Below are 16730 nucleotides of genomic sequence, written 5' to 3'. Positions count from 1 at the left end.
GCCGCTGCAAAGGTGCCACTGGGGCCCCAAAAAGCGCCGCTTGGCTGATGATTGAAGCGGCAGCGGCTTATCGTGCAACGATTAACGGAGGACCGCTCCGTTTTACGGGGCCGGCGTGGGCACGGCGCGGCCCAGCAGGGCCCCCAGGGCGGCGGGGGCCCCGTGCGTCAGAATCAGGTTCAGGTGCTGGGTGACGGCGGCCGTGAAGCCGGGCAGGGCCCCCAGGTCCTGGCCCCACAGCTCCGCATTGGCCAACGCGCTGGCGGTGACCATGTGCACGGGCAGGCGCTGCCACAAGTCGGCAAAGTAGCCGGCCTGCTCGTCGTTGATGGGGTAGGCCGTGCCGTCGGGCAGGCGGCCATGCCAAGTGCCCTTTTCATCCTGCGTTTCGCCGCGCATAAACAGTAAATACGCCGCCCAGCCCAGGGCCACGTACTGCGGCACGGCCCCAAACTGCTGGCAGTAATGCACCAGCGTAGGCACCACGCGCAGCTGCAATTTGGCGCTGTAGTTCAGGGTGATGGCCAGCCAGCGGTGCTCCACTTCGGGGTTGCGGAAACGGTCGAGCACTTGCTGGCCAAAGCGCTGGCCCACCTTTTCGTCGATGGGGTAAGGGATGCCGGGCAGTAGGTCGGCCAGCATCAGGTTTTGCACGAACGCGGCCAGGTCATGGTCGTCCATCGCCGCGCGCACCGTGCCGAAACCGGCCAGCACAGCCAGCCCGCAGCTCAGCGAGTGCGTGCCGTTGAGCAGGCGCAGCTTCAACTCCCGAAACAAGGCGATGTCGGGCTGAATGAAAATGCCGGGGTCGGCGGGCGCGAAGCTCAGCACCTGCCGCACCCGCTCGCCGCCCTCGATGGCCCACAGCCGGTAGGCCTCGGCGATGATGAGCAGCTCGTCGGTATAGCCCAGCTCGGCCTGCAGCGCGGCCAGGGCCCCGGGCGCCGGCGTGCCGGGTACAATGCGGTCCACCAGCGAGTTGCAGCAGTCGTTGGCCGTGTCGAGCCAGTGCAGAAAGTCGGGCCCCAGGGCTTGGCGCTCGGCCAGCGTGCGCAGAATGGCGCGCAGCTTGGTGCCGTTGTCGGGTACCAGCTCGGTGGGCACGATGACCAGCCCCCGGTCCGGGGCCCCCGCAAAGGCCTGGAACCGCGCCCACAGCACGGCCAGCAGCTTGCCCGGAAACGAGCGCGGTGGGTTAGCGTGAATGTCCTCATCGTCAAGCAATTCGATGCCCACTTCGGTGGTGTTGGAAATAACCACCTGCAAATCGGGACTGGTGGCAAAGGCCAGCACCTCGGCCCACTGGCTACGGGCCGACAGCACCCGGCTGATGGCGGCGCAGACAACGTTTTCGGCCACGGGCTGGCCGTCGTCCACGCCCCGCACGCACACCGTGTACAGGCTGTCCTGGCGGGCAAAAGCGCTGGCGTCGCCCCCATCGGTGGACTTCACGACCACCACGCGGCCGTTGAATAGGGCCTGGCGGTTGGCCTGGTCAATCAGGAAATCGGGCAGGCCGCGCAGCAGCACGCCGGTGCCGAATTGTAGTACTTTTTCGGGGAGGCTGAGCAGGGCCGGGGCGGGAAGCCAAACGGCGGGGCCGGCGGCGCTGGTCCGCACGAGGTCGGGCGTTAAGGTGGGCATCATCGGAAGTTAGGATAAAGCGCCGGCTGCTGGCCGGCGGGGTGTGGCCAATGTCATTCTGTGGAGTAGCCAAAGCGAAAAAGACCTGTTGGAGTTGCTGCCGAAGCTGCTTCAGGAAGTCATTTCTTAATGGCGGGGAGCTTGGTGGGGAATGCCGATTCGCCGGCCAAGTTCTGGAGGACGAGGCCGCTTACGCCGTGGCTTTCCAGGGCGTGGGCGTAGTAGGCGGGGCGATTAGGGCCCCAGCGCACCGAGCTGTTGCGCACGGTGAGGTTGGTGGCGGTGTCGAAGTAAAAGCCCGCCGTGCGGCCCGGCACGAGGCCCGCGGCCTGGCTGGGGCGCCGGTCGTACACGCCGCCGGCAATGGGCGTAACCTTGTCGAGCAGCACGTCTACCTGATCGAAGTAAATGCCCGACACTTTGTCGGCGGTTTCGCCGCTCACGTAGATGCCGTTCTCGCTCTGGCACTTCACGTTGCTGAAAAAAATGTTCGTCACCGCGCCCACTTTGCCCTCGGTTTGGCCCGGGGGGAAGCGCCAGCCAGCGTCCTTATTGTTGCCAGGGGCCCGGCGGTAGGCCGTCACGTAGATGGGCTCGGCCTTGCCCCACCACACGTCGGAAAACAGGTGCGACTCGACGAGTAGGTTGGAAAAGAGTACGTTGTCCACGGTGCCTTCGTCGCGGTTCTGGATGCCCACGCCCCGGTTGCTGGCCCGCACAATGCAATTATCGAACACCACGTGGCCGATGCGGTCCACGTTTTCGGAGCCGATTTTGATGGCGCAGGAGCGCGAGGTCATGGTGCAGCCCGTGACGGTGATGTTCTCGCAGGGCCCAAACTCGGCGTACTCACGCCGGTTTTTCAGGCAAATGCAGTCGTCGCCCGATTCGATGTAGCAGTTAGTAATGCGCACGTTCTTGCTGTGGTCCAGGTCGATGCCGTCGCTGTTGCGCACCTTCAGGCTGTTGAGCAGGGTGATGTCAGAGATGGCTACGTCGTCGCAGCCCACCAGGTGCACCGTCCAGTAGGCCGAGTTGCGGATGTGCAGGTCGCGGATGCGCAGCCCTTTCACGCCCACCAGCGTCAGTAGATGCGGGCGCGGGTCGGTGCCCACGAAGGGCTTCAACTCGTAGGAATCGTCGAACTCCGCGCCCATGAACGAAACGCCGTTGCCGTCGAGCGTGCCGCCGCCGCACAGCGTAACGGACTCCAGGTTTTCGCCCCCCATCCAGATGGTGCCCTCGCCCCGGTTGGCCCGGAAGGCACTTTTCTGGTACACCCGCGGGTCAGGGTTGGCCCGCACCGTGGCCCCGGTTTCCACGCAAAATTCCACGCGCGACTTTAAATCGAACGGCCCGGCCAGAAATGTGCCGCCCGCCGGCACCAGCACGCGCCCGCCGCCCGCCGCCGCGCACGCGTCGATGGCCCGTTGCAGGGCCCCGGCGTCGTCGGTTTTGCCGTCGCCCAGGGCCCCAAACGCCCGGATGTTGAACACGCCCTGCGGCACGGCTGGGGCCCCAGGGGCTACTGCTAGCGCCGCCCTGGCCGCCGTGGCCGGCACGGTGCGCCCAGCCTGGCAGCCCAGTAAGCCCCAGGCAATGCTCAAGCACAAAAGAAGGACGGACGGACGCATTAAAATAGGATTCACCATTAGTTAGCGGATAAGCCCGAAGGCCGGTTTTGTTTTTCGCTGGCCCACTTGGGGGCGGGCGCGGCCTGCAAGTCCAGCTCCAACCGGCCGCCCTGCATCAGGTCGGCGTGGCGGAGGAAGCTGCGGGGGTAGGGTCGGCCGTTCCAGCGCACGGTGGCAATGTACTGGGCCCCCGGTGTGGCGCAGCGGCAGTTGATTTCCAAGGTCTTGCCACTGGGCAGCTGCACGCGGGTGCGCGCAAACAGCGGCGCGCACAGCAAGTACTCGCCCGACACCGGGTCGAGGGGGTAGAAGCCCAGCGCCGCAAACACGTACCAGGCCGACATCTGCCCGGCGTCGTCGTTGCCACTCAGGCCGCCGGGGCCGTCGCTGTATTCTTCGGCCAGGATGCGGCGCACCTGCTGCTGCGTTTTCCAGGGTGCGGCGGTGTAGTTGTACATAAACGGGATCTGGTGGCCGGGCTCGTTGCCGTGCCAGTACTCGTTTTTGGCAAATAGGCTGTCGAGGGCCGCTTCCAGCCGGGCGGGGCCCCCCATCAGCCGGGCCAGGCCGGGCACGTCGTGCGGCACGTAGAATGTGTACTGGCGCGGCGTGCCCTCGGTAATGTACGGCTCGCGCACGTCTGGCCGGAACGGGGACCCCCAGCGGCCGTCGGCGTGGCGGCCCCGCACCAGTCCCACGGCCGGGTCAAACACCCGGCGGTAGCCCTGGGCCCGCTTGGTCAAGGTGTCGTAATCAGCGGTTTTGCCCAGGCCCTTAGCCACTTGCGCCAGGGCGTAGTCGTCGTAGCCGTACTCGAGGGTGCGGCTCACCTGCTCCTTTTTGTGGAAAGCTTCCTGCACGCTGTCTTCCAGCGGCACGAAGCCGTAGCGCAGGTACGAGGACAGGGCCCGGCGGCCCTTGCCGTTGGCGTAGTCGGCGGGGCCGGCCGGGTCGAAGGCGTTCTGGCGCATGAGGCGGTAGGCCGCGGGCACGTCGTAGCCGCGGATGCCCTTGGCGTAGGCCGAGGCGATGAACGCCGTGCCGTGGTCGCCAATCATGGCCGAAGTGTAGCTGTTCCAGCACGGGAAAATCGGGAGCCAGCCGCCCTGCTGCCCCTTCAAAACCAAGGAGTTCACCAGGTCGTTCACCAGCGCCGGCCGCAGTATTTCGTAGAGCGGCAGCTCGGCCCGGTAAATGTCCCACATCGAAAAATCGTCGTAGTAATTGCCCTTAGCGAGCCGCTGGTTCTGGTAGTTGCCCGCGAAGGCTGGGTAAGTGCCGTCCACGTCGTTGAACAGTCGGGGCTGCTGCATGGTGTGGTACAGGGCCGTGTAGAAGATGCGCTTGTCGCGCTCCTGGGCAGTTTCCACCTGGATTTGGCCCAGCGCCTTCTGCCACACAGCCTTGTTTTGCGCCAATAGGGCCCCAAAATCCCAGCCCGGAATCTCGGCCGCCAGGTTGCGCCGGGCCCCGGCCAGGCTGCTGAACGAGGTGCCCACGCGCAGGCGCAGCGTCTCGCCCTTGGCCACCTTAAACCCGAGAAACGCGCCGAGGTCCTTCTGGTCTTTCAGGCTTAGGGCCCCCGAGGCGCGCCCGCCGCTGAACGTGCCACCCCGGGCCCCGCGCCGCTCCACCTGCACCACAAAGTAGCCGCTGAAGCCCGCCGGCTGCCCCCAGCCCTGGTAAATGCGGTGCGCCGGGTTGTAGCCCCACACCTCGCCCTTCGCCGCGTCCACCTGCACGAAGCCCTGGCCCTGGTCGCTGTTGGGCGCCACCAAAACGTACAAGCTGTCGGCTTGCGCGGCGGTGAATTGCAGCATACTGCACCGCGCCGTCGCCGTCATTTCGGCCCGGAGCCGGTATTTCGGCAGGCTGACTTGGTAGTAGGCCGGCGTAGCCGTTTCGGTGCGGTGCGAAAAGCCGGCGGCGTAGGCCGCCGCCTGCGTGCGCAGCCGGCCCGTAATGGGCATGATCGTGACGCTGCCATAGTCCTGGGTGCAGGAGCCGCTGAGCCAGTGGCTGGCCCGGAAGCCGGTCAGCACCGTATCGCGGAAGTAGTAGGGGGCCTGGCACTTGGTTTCCGAGGGCCGGGTCTGGGGCGTCCACTGCGTCATGCCAAAAGGCGTGCCCACGGCCGGGATGGTGTTGGCCAGGTGCTCGGTGCCCTCGCCGTGCTTTAGGGCCCCCACGGTGGTGCTGGCCGCGGTGCCGGCCAGCGGCTGCACGTAGTGCACCAGGTCGGGCGCCTGGGCCACGGCGGCGGGCAGGGGCCCCAGCAGGCCGAGGAAGAGGAGGGGGGTAAGCGTTTTCAGGGGAGGGACGGGGGGGGTAGGCGTTGAGTCTTTAAACGATCAGAACGTTCCACCCAGCGGCGGATGTGCCAGCTGGGTAGAACGTTCTGCTTTTACCTGGTGCGGATGAACGCTTAGTACCCCGGGTTCTGGGGGAAGTCGCCGCGGTTCAGGTCAATCTGGGTTTGCGGAATGGGGCGCAGCAAATTAAAGCTCTGGAGGCGGTTGAATTTCGCCAGCTCCTTGTTGTAGAGCTTGCCGCGCTCCAGCAGCTTGCCCGTGCGCTTCAGCTCGTACCAGCGCAATTCTTCGCCAAACAGCTCGCGGGCGCGCTCGTCCAGGATATTGTCGATGGTGATGCTGGTGGCCTTCAACTCGTCTTTGTAGGCCAGATTGGTGGCCGGGTTGGTGCCGGTTTTGCCGGCCCGGGTGCGGATCACGTTGTAGTACTGCACCGCCTTGGCCATGTCACCGGCCTTCAAATACGCCTCCGACGCAATGAGGTAGGTTTCCGCCAAGCGGAACACGTAGGTGTCGCGAACGCCCTTGTTGTCGTCGCTATAGGGCACACCCACTTCCCGGAACTTCTTGGCGAAGGGCAGCGAGCGGGGCGAAAAGCTGGTCTTGTTCTCGTACTCATCGAAGTTGTACACGTAGTACTTCTTCGTTGCTTTGCGCGCCGCCGAAAAAGGCACGTCGGGGAAGTAAATAACCGTATCGCCCACGGCGAAGCCCGCGGTAGCCAGCTGGGCATAAATGGCCGTCGCAAACGTGCCTTGGTAGCGCGCGTCGCGCGTCTTGTCAAACAGCGTGTACAGGTAGGGAGTAGGCGAGATGTACAGCGACGACTTGTTGTAATAGGCGCTCCGGCCAATGGCCGGGTACGTCTGAAACTCCATGTTGAACAGGTTCTGGAGGCCGTTGCCCGTGATTAACGCGCCGGGGTTGTTGATGTAGTAGTAGCGGTTGCTCTCGACGTTCGGATTGTACTGCACCGAGAAAATAACCTCCGGGTTTACCTGAAAGCTGGCGTTGTTGGGGTCGAAGAGGCTCGCAAAGTTGCTGCTCAGCGCGTAGGTGCCCGAGCTAATAAGTGCCTCGGCCAGCTGGCCCGCCTTGGTGAAGTCGGCCTGGCCGCTGCCGTAGCTCTTGTAGCCGCGGGTTAGGTACACCTTGGATAAGAGGTGCTGGGCCATGCCCTTCGTCACGCGGCCGAAGTTGGGGGTAGTAGCCGGCAAGGCGTCCGTGGCTTCAGTCAGGTCCTTGATAATCTGGGTGTACACGTCCTTCTCCGCCGTGCGGGTAAAGCCAAACGTAGGCTGCGTCGAAGGGGCCAGAATCAGGGGTACGTCGCCAAAAGTTTCGGTCAGCAGGAAGTAGTGGTAGGCCCGCAGCGCCTTGGCTTCGGCCACGCGGGTAGCCACCGTTGCGGCGTCCAGGCCCGCTACCTGCGTCGACCAGAAGATGGTCGTGTTCGTCAGCTGAATGGCGTAGTACGCCTCTTTCCAATACGAATCGAGGTCGTAGTTGCTCGAATTCAGGTTGTTGTCGTAGCTGTTAAAGGCATCGGTCGTGCCCACGTTCGCCACCGTGAAGATGTCGGTGCCCAGGAAGAACATGCCCGAGTAGGTGAGCAGGGGCCGCAGGGGCGCGTAGTTCGATTTCACCAGGTCTTCGAAGCCCTGGGCGGTGCCGTAGTAGGTTTCGGCGGTGCGGCCGCCCAGGTTTTCCTCGGTTAGGTAGTCTTTGCAGCCGCTGAGGGCCAGCAGGGCCAGAAAGCCCGTTGCGCACAGGCCGTTGATGTAGCGTTTCATAAAGTAAGACTGGGCTCGTAGAAGGTTAGGTTACAGCGACACGTTCACCCCAAAGAGGAAGGTGCGGGTCCGGAAGCTTTGCAACCCGTAGGTGTTCAGGCTAGCCGTTTCGGGGTCCCAGCCCACGTAGTCGGTGAAGATGAAGGGGTTGTAGGCCGTGGCGTACACCCGGAGGCTGCCCACGCCGAAGCGGCCCGACATGGCTTTCGGCACGTTGTAGCCGAGGGTGATGTTGCTGATTTTGGTGTACGAAGCGTCGGTGTAACCCGAAGCCCGGCGGCGGTTACCGTCCTGCTCAATGGCGGCGTTGGCCCACTCGTTGGTCAGGTTGGTGGGGGTCCAGTAGGAGCGGTTGAAGGAGTTGTAGCGGGCCCGGCCCTCGTCGCCAAACTCGTGCGCCGACAGAAACTGGTTGTACTCCGTCACGCCCTGGCGGGTGTACACGGTCACGTTCAAGTCAAAGTTGGCGAAGTTGACGGTGTTGGAAATGCCCCCAAACCACTTGGGCGAGTTGTTGCCCAGCACCACCCGGTCGTCGCTGCTAATCTTGCCGTCGCCGTTGGTGTCCTGCAATTTCCATTGGCCGGGCTTCTGCCCGTACTCGGCGGCCTTCACCGCTTCATCGGTCTGCCACACGCCAATTACTTTGTAGTCGTAATACGACCGCACGTTCTGGCCGATAAACCAGCTGTTGCCCACGTCGTCTTTACCGTCGCCGTAGAGGTCCAGAATCGCGTTGTGGTTGTGGGCAAAGTTGATGTTCGTTTTCCAGGTGAACTTGCTGTTGGTTACGTTCACCGTGTTCAGGTTCAGCTCGACCCCCTCGTTGCGCACCCGGCCCACGTTAGAGAGCACCGAGTTGAAGCCGTTGCCGGCCGGAATTTGCTGCACCAGAATGGAGCCGCGCGACGTTTTGTTGTAGTAGTCGGCATCAAGTGAAATCCGACCCTTGAAGAGCGAGATTTCCAGGCCGGCGTTGTACTCGCGGGTTTTCTCCCAGGTCAGGTTTTTGTTGCCCAGGCCCGAGGGCGAAAAACCGTTGGCCGTCACGCCGTTGAAGTCGTAGTACGAGGGCGTTACCGTTACCTGCGTGGCGTAGGGGTTCAAGCCCAGCGGGTTGTTGCTGGAAATGGCCGCGTTGCCCGATTCGCCGTAGCTCACCCGCGCCTTCAGCAGGTTCAGGAATTCGTACTGCTTGAAGAAGTCTTCGTCGCTGGCTACCCAGGCAAAGCCGGCCGACGGGAAGAAGTCCCACTTTTTGCCTTCGGCCAGGATGGAGTTGCCATCGTAGCGGCCAGTCAGCGTCACCAAGTACCGGCCGCGGAACGAGTAGTTGGCCCGCGCCAGGTACGACATGGTCGTTTGCTTGGCGTAGTTGCTAGTGGCAACAGTGGAAGGGGGGGTAGTGGTGCCCCCAATGGTCACGGCCGTGCTCGTGCCCAGGTTGTACCACAGCGAGTTGTAGGGCAGGCCCGAAACGGTGGTGGAGCTGGCGTCGTTCTGGTAATAGTTGGCCGTGGTGCCCGCCAAAATGCTTAGGCTGTGGGGCCCAAAGTCCTTGGCATAGCTCAGGAAGTTCTCCTGGTCGTAGTTGAAGACGTGGTACGTGTTGTAGCTGGCATTGCTGGGCTGGGTGCCGGCGCGCGACTTGGTGTAGGTGTCCAGGTACGAGCCGCCCCGCTGGTACGTGATGTCGGTGGTGAACGTGGACCGAAACTTCAGGCCCTTCAGGATATTCCACTCGCCGTACACGTTCGGCAGGAGGCGAACGTACTGCGTGCGCCGCACCTCGTTGCGGAAGTCGAAGAGCGGGTTGGTGATCTGCGCCTCGGTTTCGAAGGCGATGAAACGCTCGCTGCCGTCCTCGTTGTAGGCGCTGCCGGTGGGCCGCAGGCGGTGGGCGCTCCGAAACGCTTCGAAGCCGCCGGGCTTGTTGTCGACGAAGGCTGTGTAGGTCGAAGCCCCAAATTTGAACTTGTCGCTGAGCGTCTTATCAACGCCGATTTTCATGGTGTACTTCTTCAGGTCTGCTACTTTCTCGGCGCCCTGGTAATCCTGGTAGCCGAGCGACAAGAAGGTATTGGTTTTGCCATCGCCGCCATTGAGCGAAAGCAAGTGGCTGGTTTGCAGGCCGCGCTGCTTGATGAGGTCTATCCAGTTGGTGAAGTTGTTGTTTTGGATGTTGCGCAGCTCCGTGGCCGAAAATATCTTGTCGTCGGTGGCCACCACATCGGGGTTCTGGCCCTGGTCGATGGCGCGGGTGCGGCTGTATTCGCGGGCATAGGCCGCAAACTCTGCCCCGTTCATCATGGGCGGCAGGTTGTAGGCTTCCACAAAGCCCGCGTAGCCGTCGTAGGTGATGCGCGCGCCACCGGCCGAGCCCTTCTTCGTCGTCACAATTACGACCCCGTTAGCCCCACGCGAGCCGTAAATGGCCGTCGAAGAGGCGTCCTTGAGCACGTCGATGCGCTCGATGTCGGCCGGGTTGATGTCGTTGATGTTCGACACCGGAATGCCGTCCAGCACGTACAGCGGCTGGGTGTTGCCGCCGATGGAGTTGGCGCCCCGAATCTCAATAGTCAGGTCGGCGCCGGGCTTGCCCGAGGAGCGTTTCACGTCTACCCCCGACAGTCGGCCCTGCAATGCCTCCTGGGCGTTGGGGGCCTTGGAGTTCACGATCTCCTTGCTTTCGAGCGACACCACGGTGCCGGTCAAGTCGCGCTTTTTCTGGGTGCCGTAGCCCACCACCACCACCTCATCCAACGACTTGGCATCGGCCTTCAGCACAACCTTAATGTCCAGGTTGTTGCTGATCGGTACTTCTATGGTTTGGTAGCCAACGAAGGAGACAATAAGAACCCCTTTCGCGGTGGGCACCGCGATGGAGAAATTACCGCTCATGTCCGTGGTCGTGCCGTTGGTAGTGCCCTTCAGCAGCACCGTGGCCCCGGGCAGGCTCTCGCCTTTTTCGTCGGTCACCTTGCCGGTAATGGTTACCGCTGGGGCCCCCAGCGCGGGGTGGACCTCCGGCAACGCGTGGGGGGGCAGGCCGTTCGCTGGTGCAACGGACTCGTTTCCGGCCTGGGCCGGGAGGTTGAGGCAGCAGAGCGCGGCCGCTAAGCCATTACTAGCCAGTAAGCGCGTAAAAGTTGTCCGCATACACAAAAAGGGAATAAAAAGTGGGCGATTAAGACCACGAAATTGATACCCTAACCTGAATGTAGATACTATGAACAAGCCTATATCTGCGCAAACGCTTGCGTAATCTGGCACAAGCGTTTTGGTCTCCGGTAGTCTCCTACAGGCCAATTAATTCACCTTTTAGCCCTGTTTCCGAAGATGAAGCGTTGATTAACAAAGCGAAACGCCCGCAGTAAACTTTGCCCTGGGGGCCCTAATTCGCCCACATTCACTACCCAATAGAGGCCGTCGAATTGCGGATGGTGAGTACGGACGGTAGCACGACATTTTCGGCCACTAGGGTGCTTTTCGGGTTTCGCAGGGCTTTGAGCAGTAGCGTCGCGGCAGTCTTCCCCATCTCGAAAGCGGGCTGGCTGATGGTGGTCAGCGACGGGTTGAGGATGGCCGCTGAGCGCGAGTTGTAGAAGCTAACCACCTTCACATCCTGCGGAATACGCCGGTGCAGGGCGTAGCAAGCCTGGTAGGTGCTCTCGGTCAGCATCTCAACGGTGGAGATAATGCCGTCGATGCCGGGGCGCGCTCGCAGGGTTGCTTCCAGCAGCTCGCGGTTGGCTTCTGGGTCTTGGCCGCAGTCCACAATGTCGTCGTCGCGGAACGCCAGGCCGTGTTCGGTTAAGGCCTGGCGGTAGCCCGCAATGCGCTGCCGGCCGATGGAAAGGTGGCGCGAAATGGAAAGCAATAGGAGCGTGGTGCACCGGCGCTCGATGAGGTGGCAGGTGGCCTGGTAGGCGCTCTCAGTATCATTGGTCGTCACCCGTGCCGTGTCAACGTCGTCAGCCGCGCGGTCGAAAAATACCACTGGCACGCCCTGCGCTCGCAGAGCCTGGATGTGCGCTGTAGACGTAGTTTCGGCCGATACTGATATCACCACGCCATCTACCCGGCCACTCCGGAAGGCGTGCAAAATCTCCTGCTCCAGCTGCAACCGCTCGTGCGTGAGGTAGATAAGTACGTGGTAGCCCTGGGCCTGAGCCACGGCCTCAATGCCGTTGATGGCCAGCGCGAAGTAGCTATCGAAGACCTCTGGAATGACGACGGCAATGGTTTTGCTCCGGCTGCTGCCCAGGCTGCTGGCGTGGGGGTTGGGCTGGTAGTTGAGCTTTTTGGCCAGCTCCAGTACCCGCTGCTTGGTTGCGGCCCCGATCTGGTAGCTGTCCTGCAAGGCCCGGGAAATGGTCGACGTGGATAGGTTCAGCTCTTCGGCCAGACGCTTGATGTTGATTTTGTCCATTGGAAAAGGCAGGCGCGGCCAGGCGGGTGAAGTGCTGCCAAAACATGAAGTTATTATCGATAAATCTACAATTTTCTGAGGCAAAGCCGTAGGAACCATCCTTTGCCAACCGATTTCGCCACATTCAAGTAAAATGACTTTGTTTAACTTGTTGTGAGTCAAAGGACAGTGTAGTGAAAATTTGAGTCCCCACGGCATCATTCTGCCGCCTCTTGCCGCCGGGCACACCCAGAATTTTTAGCAGGGCGGCAACCCCACACAAGGCAGTCGTTGCGATTGCCGCAACTTCCCAACCGTTGCCAAGACGTGGACGCGGTGTGGGAACGTAACCTGCGCTATTCCAGCAGCCATCAGCAGGCTGCGCCGCATACCGTGCCGCCATCCCTGCGACCCGAGTAGCAAGTAAGTGTTCCTCGGCTGCAATCTGAGCACGCACGATGTGCAACGAAAAGGGCCCACCGAAACTCGGGGGCCCCATTATCAGCAGGTAAGCTCGCCATTACCCCAGCTACTTCAGCAGCTCGTGCAGCACCGTTTGCATCGAAAAAGTACGGTTGCCGGCTTCCCGGACGATGAGCGAATTGGGCGAGTCGAGCACCGCGTCCGTCACCACCACGTTGCGGCGCACGGGCAGGCAGTGCATGAATTTACCGTTGTCGGTGAGGGCCATGTGGGCCTCGCTCACCATCCAAGCGGGGTCGGTGCTCAAGATTTGGCCGTAGTCGCGGTAGCTGCTCCAGTTTTTGGCGTAGATGTAATCGGCGCCCTCAAACGCCTTGCGCTGGTCGTACTCGATGCGGGCGCCCTTTGTGAACTTGGGGTCAAGCTCGTAGCCCTCGGGGTGGGTAATGACGAAATCCACCCAGTCCACCTCTGAAAACCAGTCGGCAAACGAGTTGGGCACGCACTGGGGCAGGGCGCGCACGTGCGGGGCCCAAGTGAGCACCACTTTCACGCGCTCCTTCTGCTTGGTTTCAGCTACCGTAATGAGGTCGGCAAAGCTTTGCAGCGGGTGCAACGTGGCGCTTTCCAGGCTGATGACCGGCACGGTAGCGTACCGCACAATCTTGTTGAATAGAACCTCGCCATAGTCCTCCGCCTTATCCTTGAGCGTGGGGAACGTGCGCACGCCCAGCACGTCGCAGTACTCGCTCATCACGGCAATAGCGTCCTTAATGTGCTCCTGGGTGCCGCCGTTCATCACTGCGCCGTCGGCTGTTTCCAGCGTCCACGAGTCGGCCCCGGCGTTCAGCACCCAGGCCTGGGCCCCCAGGTTGTAGGCCGCCTTCAGCGAGCTGAGCCGGGTGCGCAGGCTGGGGTTAAAAAAGATGAGCCCCACAGTTTTGTTCTTGCCAATTTGCTGGTAGCCGTAGGGATTAGCCTTTATTTCGAGAGCCTTCGCCAGCAGGGCTTTGTAGTCGCCCGCATCGGCGAAGGAGGTGAAGTTTTTCATAGGGTTTCATTGTCAAAAAGAACGTCATGCTGAGCGGAGTCGAAGCATTTCTACCGCAGTAGTAAATAATTACTCTCGCGGTAGAAATGCTTCGACTCCGCTCAGCATGACGTTCTATGTAAAAGTTGCTTTCGCTATTGTCCTGCCGATTTACATCGCCTTATACTCGTTCCAGCTCTTAATCTTCAAGTCCTTCATTTCCAGCGTGCAAAACGCCTGAATAAACGCCTTCGCTAGCCGCGCATTCGTTAGCAAACCAACGCCAAAATCCACGGACGTACGGCGGATTTTGTAGTCGTTATCCAATTCGCCTTTCGACAGGTTTTTGGGAATATTGATGACCAGGTCGATTTTCTTTTCCTTCAAATATGTCAGCACGTTGGGCTCCTGCATCTCATCGGGCCAGAAGAGGAGGCTGCTCGGGATGCCGTTTTCGGCAAAGAAGCGGTGCGTGCCTTGCGTGGCGTACACGGTGTATCCCTTTTTTACCAGCAGCGCGGCGGGCGCGAGCAGGGCCACTTTGGAGATGATGGGGCCGCCGGAAATGAGCACTGTTTTCTGCGGGATTTTGTAGCCCACGCTCAGCATCGATTTCAGCAGGGCTTCCTCAGCGGTGTCGCCTAGGCAGCCGACTTCGCCGGTGCTCACCATGTCGACGCGCAGCACGGGGTCGGCGCCGGGCAGGCGGGTGAAGGAGAACTGCGGGGCCTTCACGCCCACGAAGGGCAGGTCGTAAATCCGCTCGCTTTCGTCGCGCTCTACGGGTTTGCCCAGCAGGATTTGCGTGGCTTTCTTGATGAGGTTGTTGCCCGATATTTTCGATACGAACGGGTAGCTGCGCGAGGCGCGGATGTTGCACTCAATCACCCGGATTTCGCCGTTTTTTTCCAGAAACTGGATGTTGAACGGGCCGCTGATTTCGTAGCGCTTGGCAATCTTTTCGGCGATAATTTTCAGCTTGCGGATGGTGCCCACGTACACCCGTTGGGGTGGGTAGTACATAGTAGCGTCGCCGGAGTGCACGCCGGCAAACTCCACGTGCTCCGAGATGGCATAGCTCACGATCTCGCCGTGGTCGGCCACCGCGTCCAGCTCAATTTCCTTGGCTTCCTGGATGAATTCCGACACCACCACTGGGTATTCGGCGCTCACTTCCACAGCGGTTTGCAGGAAGGCTTCTAGCTCAAACTTGTTGGATACCACGTTCATAGCGGCGCCCGATAGCACGTAGCTCGGCCGGATGAGCACCGGGAAACCGACTTCGCGCACGAACTCGTTCATGGCTTCCAGCGAGGTCAGTTCCTTCCAGCGCGGCTGAGAAATGCCCAGCTCGTCCATGATGCTGGAGAACTTGTGGCGGTTCTCGGCCTCGTCAATACGGGCTGGTGCGGTGCCTAGGATGGGCGCGTTGACATCGGCCAAACGGGTGGCCAGGTTGTTGGGAATCTGGCCGCCGGTGCTCAGAATCACGCCGCCGGGCTGCTCAAAATCCAGGATGTCCATCACCCGTTCGAAACTCAGCTCCTCGAAATACAGCCGGTCCGACACATCGTAGTCGGTCGAAACGGTTTCGGGGTTGTAGTTGATGATGATGGTTTTGTAGCCCTCGGCCGCCGCCGTTTGCACGGCCTGCACGCCGCACCAGTCAAACTCGACCGATGAGCCGATGCGGTACACGCCCGAGCCCAGCACCACCACCGACTGCGCGGTTTCGCGCTCCAGGTCGTTTTCGGTGCCGTAGTAAGTGGTGTATAGGTAGTTGGTTTTGGCCGGAAACTCGGCCGCCAGCGTGTCAATCTGCTTCACCACGGGCAGCACGCCCAGGGCCTTGCGGTGCGCGCGCACCAGCAGCTCGTCGGCCTTCACGTCGCCTTCGCCCAGCAGTTTCACGGCAATTTGCTGGTCGGAGAAACCGGCTTTCTTGACGTCACGTAGCAGCTTGGTTTCTAAGCCATCAAGGCCATTGGAGCGACCAGCAGCCAGTTGATTGCCAAGCTCGAAAATGGTGTACAAGCGCTGTAAAAACCAGTGGTCAATTTTCGTCAATTGATGCACCTGCTCCAGCGAGTAGCCGGCCTCAAACGCGCTGTTAATGGCAAAGATGCGCTCCTCGTTCGGCTCGCTCAGGAGCTGGTCGATGGCGGCGTTATCCAACTCGTCCTCGGGCCGGTTGGCCACGAAGCCGCGCTTGCCGGTGTCCAGCATCCGCAGGCCTTTCTGAATGGCTTCCTCGAAGGATTTGCCGATAGCCATGACCTCACCCACGCTCTTCATGGCGCTGCCAATCTGGCGGTTAACGCCCGCGAATTTACCCAAATCCCAGCGCGGCAGCTTCACCACCACGTAGTCGAGGGCCGGCTCGAAGAAGGCCGAGGTCGTCTGCGTTACGCTGTTTTTCAGTTCGGCCAGCGAGTAGCCCAGGCTTAGCTTGGCGGCCACGAAGGCCAGCGGGTAGCCCGTGGCCTTGGAGGCCAGCGCCGAGGAGCGCGACAGGCGCGCGTTCACTTCAATTACGCGGTAATCCTCCGAAACGGGGTCGAGCGCGTACTGAATATTGCACTCGCCCACGATGCCCAGGTGGCGGATGGTTTGGATGCCGATGCTGCGCAGCTTGTGGTACTCGCGGTTGCTGAGCGTCTGCGACGGGGCCACCACGATGCTCTCGCCGGTGTGGATGCCGATGGGGTCGAAGTTCTCCATGTTGCAGACCGTGATGCAGTTATCATAGGCATCGCGCACCACTTCGTACTCCACTTCCTTCCAGCCCTTCAGCGATTCTTCCACCAAAATCTGGTCGGAAGTCGTGAAGGACTTTTGGGCCAGCGTCCGCAGCTCGTCCATGTTGTTGGCGAAGCCGCTGCCCAGGCCGCCCAGCGCAAACGCCGCCCGCACAATAATGGGGAAGCCGATTTTCTCGGCCGCTGCCAGCGCGTCGTCCATCGTGGTCACGGCCACGCTGCGGGCCGAGAGCACGCCAATCTGCTCTAGTTTCTCCTTGAAAATATCCCGGTCCTCGGTGTCGATAATGCTCTGCACGGGCGTGCCCAGCACTTTCACGTTGTATTTCTCGAACACGCCGGCGCGGTACAGGGCCACGGCACAGTTCAGCGCCGTTTGGCCGCCAAAGGCCACCAAAATGCCGTCGGGCTGCTCCTTCTTAATGACCTCCTCCACGAAGTAAGGCGTCACGGGCAGGAAGTACACGTCGTCGGCAATGTTGTCCGACGTCTGCACGGTGGCAATGTTGGGGTTGATGAGGATGGTGCGGATGCCTTCCTCTTTCAGCGCCTTGAGGGCCTGCGAGCCGGAATAATCGAACTCCCCGGCCTCGCCAATTTTGAGGGCGCCGGAACCAAGGATGAGAACTTTGTTGGGTTTGTTCATTCTAAGGGGTGTGTTCTATTTGAACGGCTTGAACGTCATATTGAGCGGAGCGCAGCGGAGTCGAAACATCTCTACCGC

At 61.4% G+C, this 16730-nt stretch carries 8 protein-coding genes; all 8 read right to left on the bottom strand.

Annotation, left to right across the window (positions count from 1 at the left end):
• Positions 1-102 precede the first annotated feature (102 nt).
• A complete protein-coding gene (locus tag EAH73_RS00375; RefSeq protein ID WP_317129362.1) occupies positions 103-1647 on the bottom strand; it encodes a tagaturonate reductase in 1545 nt (514 codons plus the stop codon).
• 116 nt (positions 1648-1763) lie between these two features.
• Positions 1764-3251, bottom strand: coding sequence for a glycoside hydrolase family 28 protein (locus EAH73_RS00370; protein ID WP_205012946.1), 1488 nt, complete (start codon positions 3249-3251; stop codon positions 1764-1766).
• A 44-nt stretch (positions 3252-3295) separates the two neighbouring features.
• On the bottom strand, positions 3296-5533 hold the full coding sequence (locus EAH73_RS00365; protein WP_205012945.1) for a GH92 family glycosyl hydrolase: 2238 nt from the start codon (positions 5531-5533) through the stop codon (positions 3296-3298).
• A 170-nt stretch (positions 5534-5703) separates the two neighbouring features.
• A complete protein-coding gene (locus EAH73_RS00360; protein ID WP_140464328.1) occupies positions 5704-7383 on the bottom strand; it encodes a RagB/SusD family nutrient uptake outer membrane protein in 1680 nt (559 codons plus the stop codon).
• Positions 7384-7413: 30 nt separating this feature from the next.
• A complete protein-coding gene (locus EAH73_RS00355; protein ID WP_161599395.1) occupies positions 7414-10416 on the bottom strand; it encodes a SusC/RagA family TonB-linked outer membrane protein in 3003 nt (1000 codons plus the stop codon).
• Between the two features lie 379 nt (positions 10417-10795).
• Positions 10796-11815: a LacI family DNA-binding transcriptional regulator gene (locus tag EAH73_RS00350; protein WP_140464326.1), complete on the bottom strand. Its 1020-nt coding sequence runs from the start codon at positions 11813-11815 to the stop codon at positions 10796-10798.
• 508 nt (positions 11816-12323) lie between these two features.
• Positions 12324-13268 carry an N-acetylornithine carbamoyltransferase gene (locus tag EAH73_RS00345; protein WP_140464325.1) on the bottom strand — a complete coding sequence of 315 codons (945 nt, stop codon included), beginning with the start codon at positions 13266-13268 and terminating at the stop codon, positions 12324-12326.
• Between the two features lie 150 nt (positions 13269-13418).
• Positions 13419-16652, bottom strand: coding sequence for a carbamoyl-phosphate synthase (glutamine-hydrolyzing) large subunit (gene carB / locus EAH73_RS00340; protein WP_140464324.1), 3234 nt, complete (start codon positions 16650-16652; stop codon positions 13419-13421).
• Between the last annotated feature and the right edge of the window lie 78 nt (positions 16653-16730).

The sequence above is a fragment of the Hymenobacter nivis genome (assembly GCF_006439025.1).
GTDB lineage: Bacteria > Bacteroidota > Bacteroidia > Cytophagales > Hymenobacteraceae > Hymenobacter > Hymenobacter nivis_A.
The sequence above is the reverse complement of the archived record's forward strand: the minus strand, read 5'-3'. Positions and strand labels throughout refer to the sequence as shown.

What these genes read in the sequence shown, in the direction of transcription:
- EAH73_RS00375 (WP_317129362.1), bottom strand. Translation starts at nt 1,647, where the DNA reads ATGATGCCCACCTTAACGCCCGACCTCGTGCGGACCAGCGCCGCCGGC.
- EAH73_RS00350 (WP_140464326.1), bottom strand. Translation starts at nt 11,815, where the DNA reads ATGGACAAAATCAACATCAAGCGTCTGGCCGAAGAGCTGAACCTATCC.
- EAH73_RS00360 (WP_140464328.1), bottom strand. Translation starts at nt 7,383, where the DNA reads ATGAAACGCTACATCAACGGCCTGTGCGCAACGGGCTTTCTGGCCCTG.
- EAH73_RS00345 (WP_140464325.1), bottom strand. Translation starts at nt 13,268, where the DNA reads ATGAAAAACTTCACCTCCTTCGCCGATGCGGGCGACTACAAAGCCCTG.
- carB (WP_140464324.1), bottom strand. Translation starts at nt 16,652, where the DNA reads ATGAACAAACCCAACAAAGTTCTCATCCTTGGTTCCGGCGCCCTCAAA.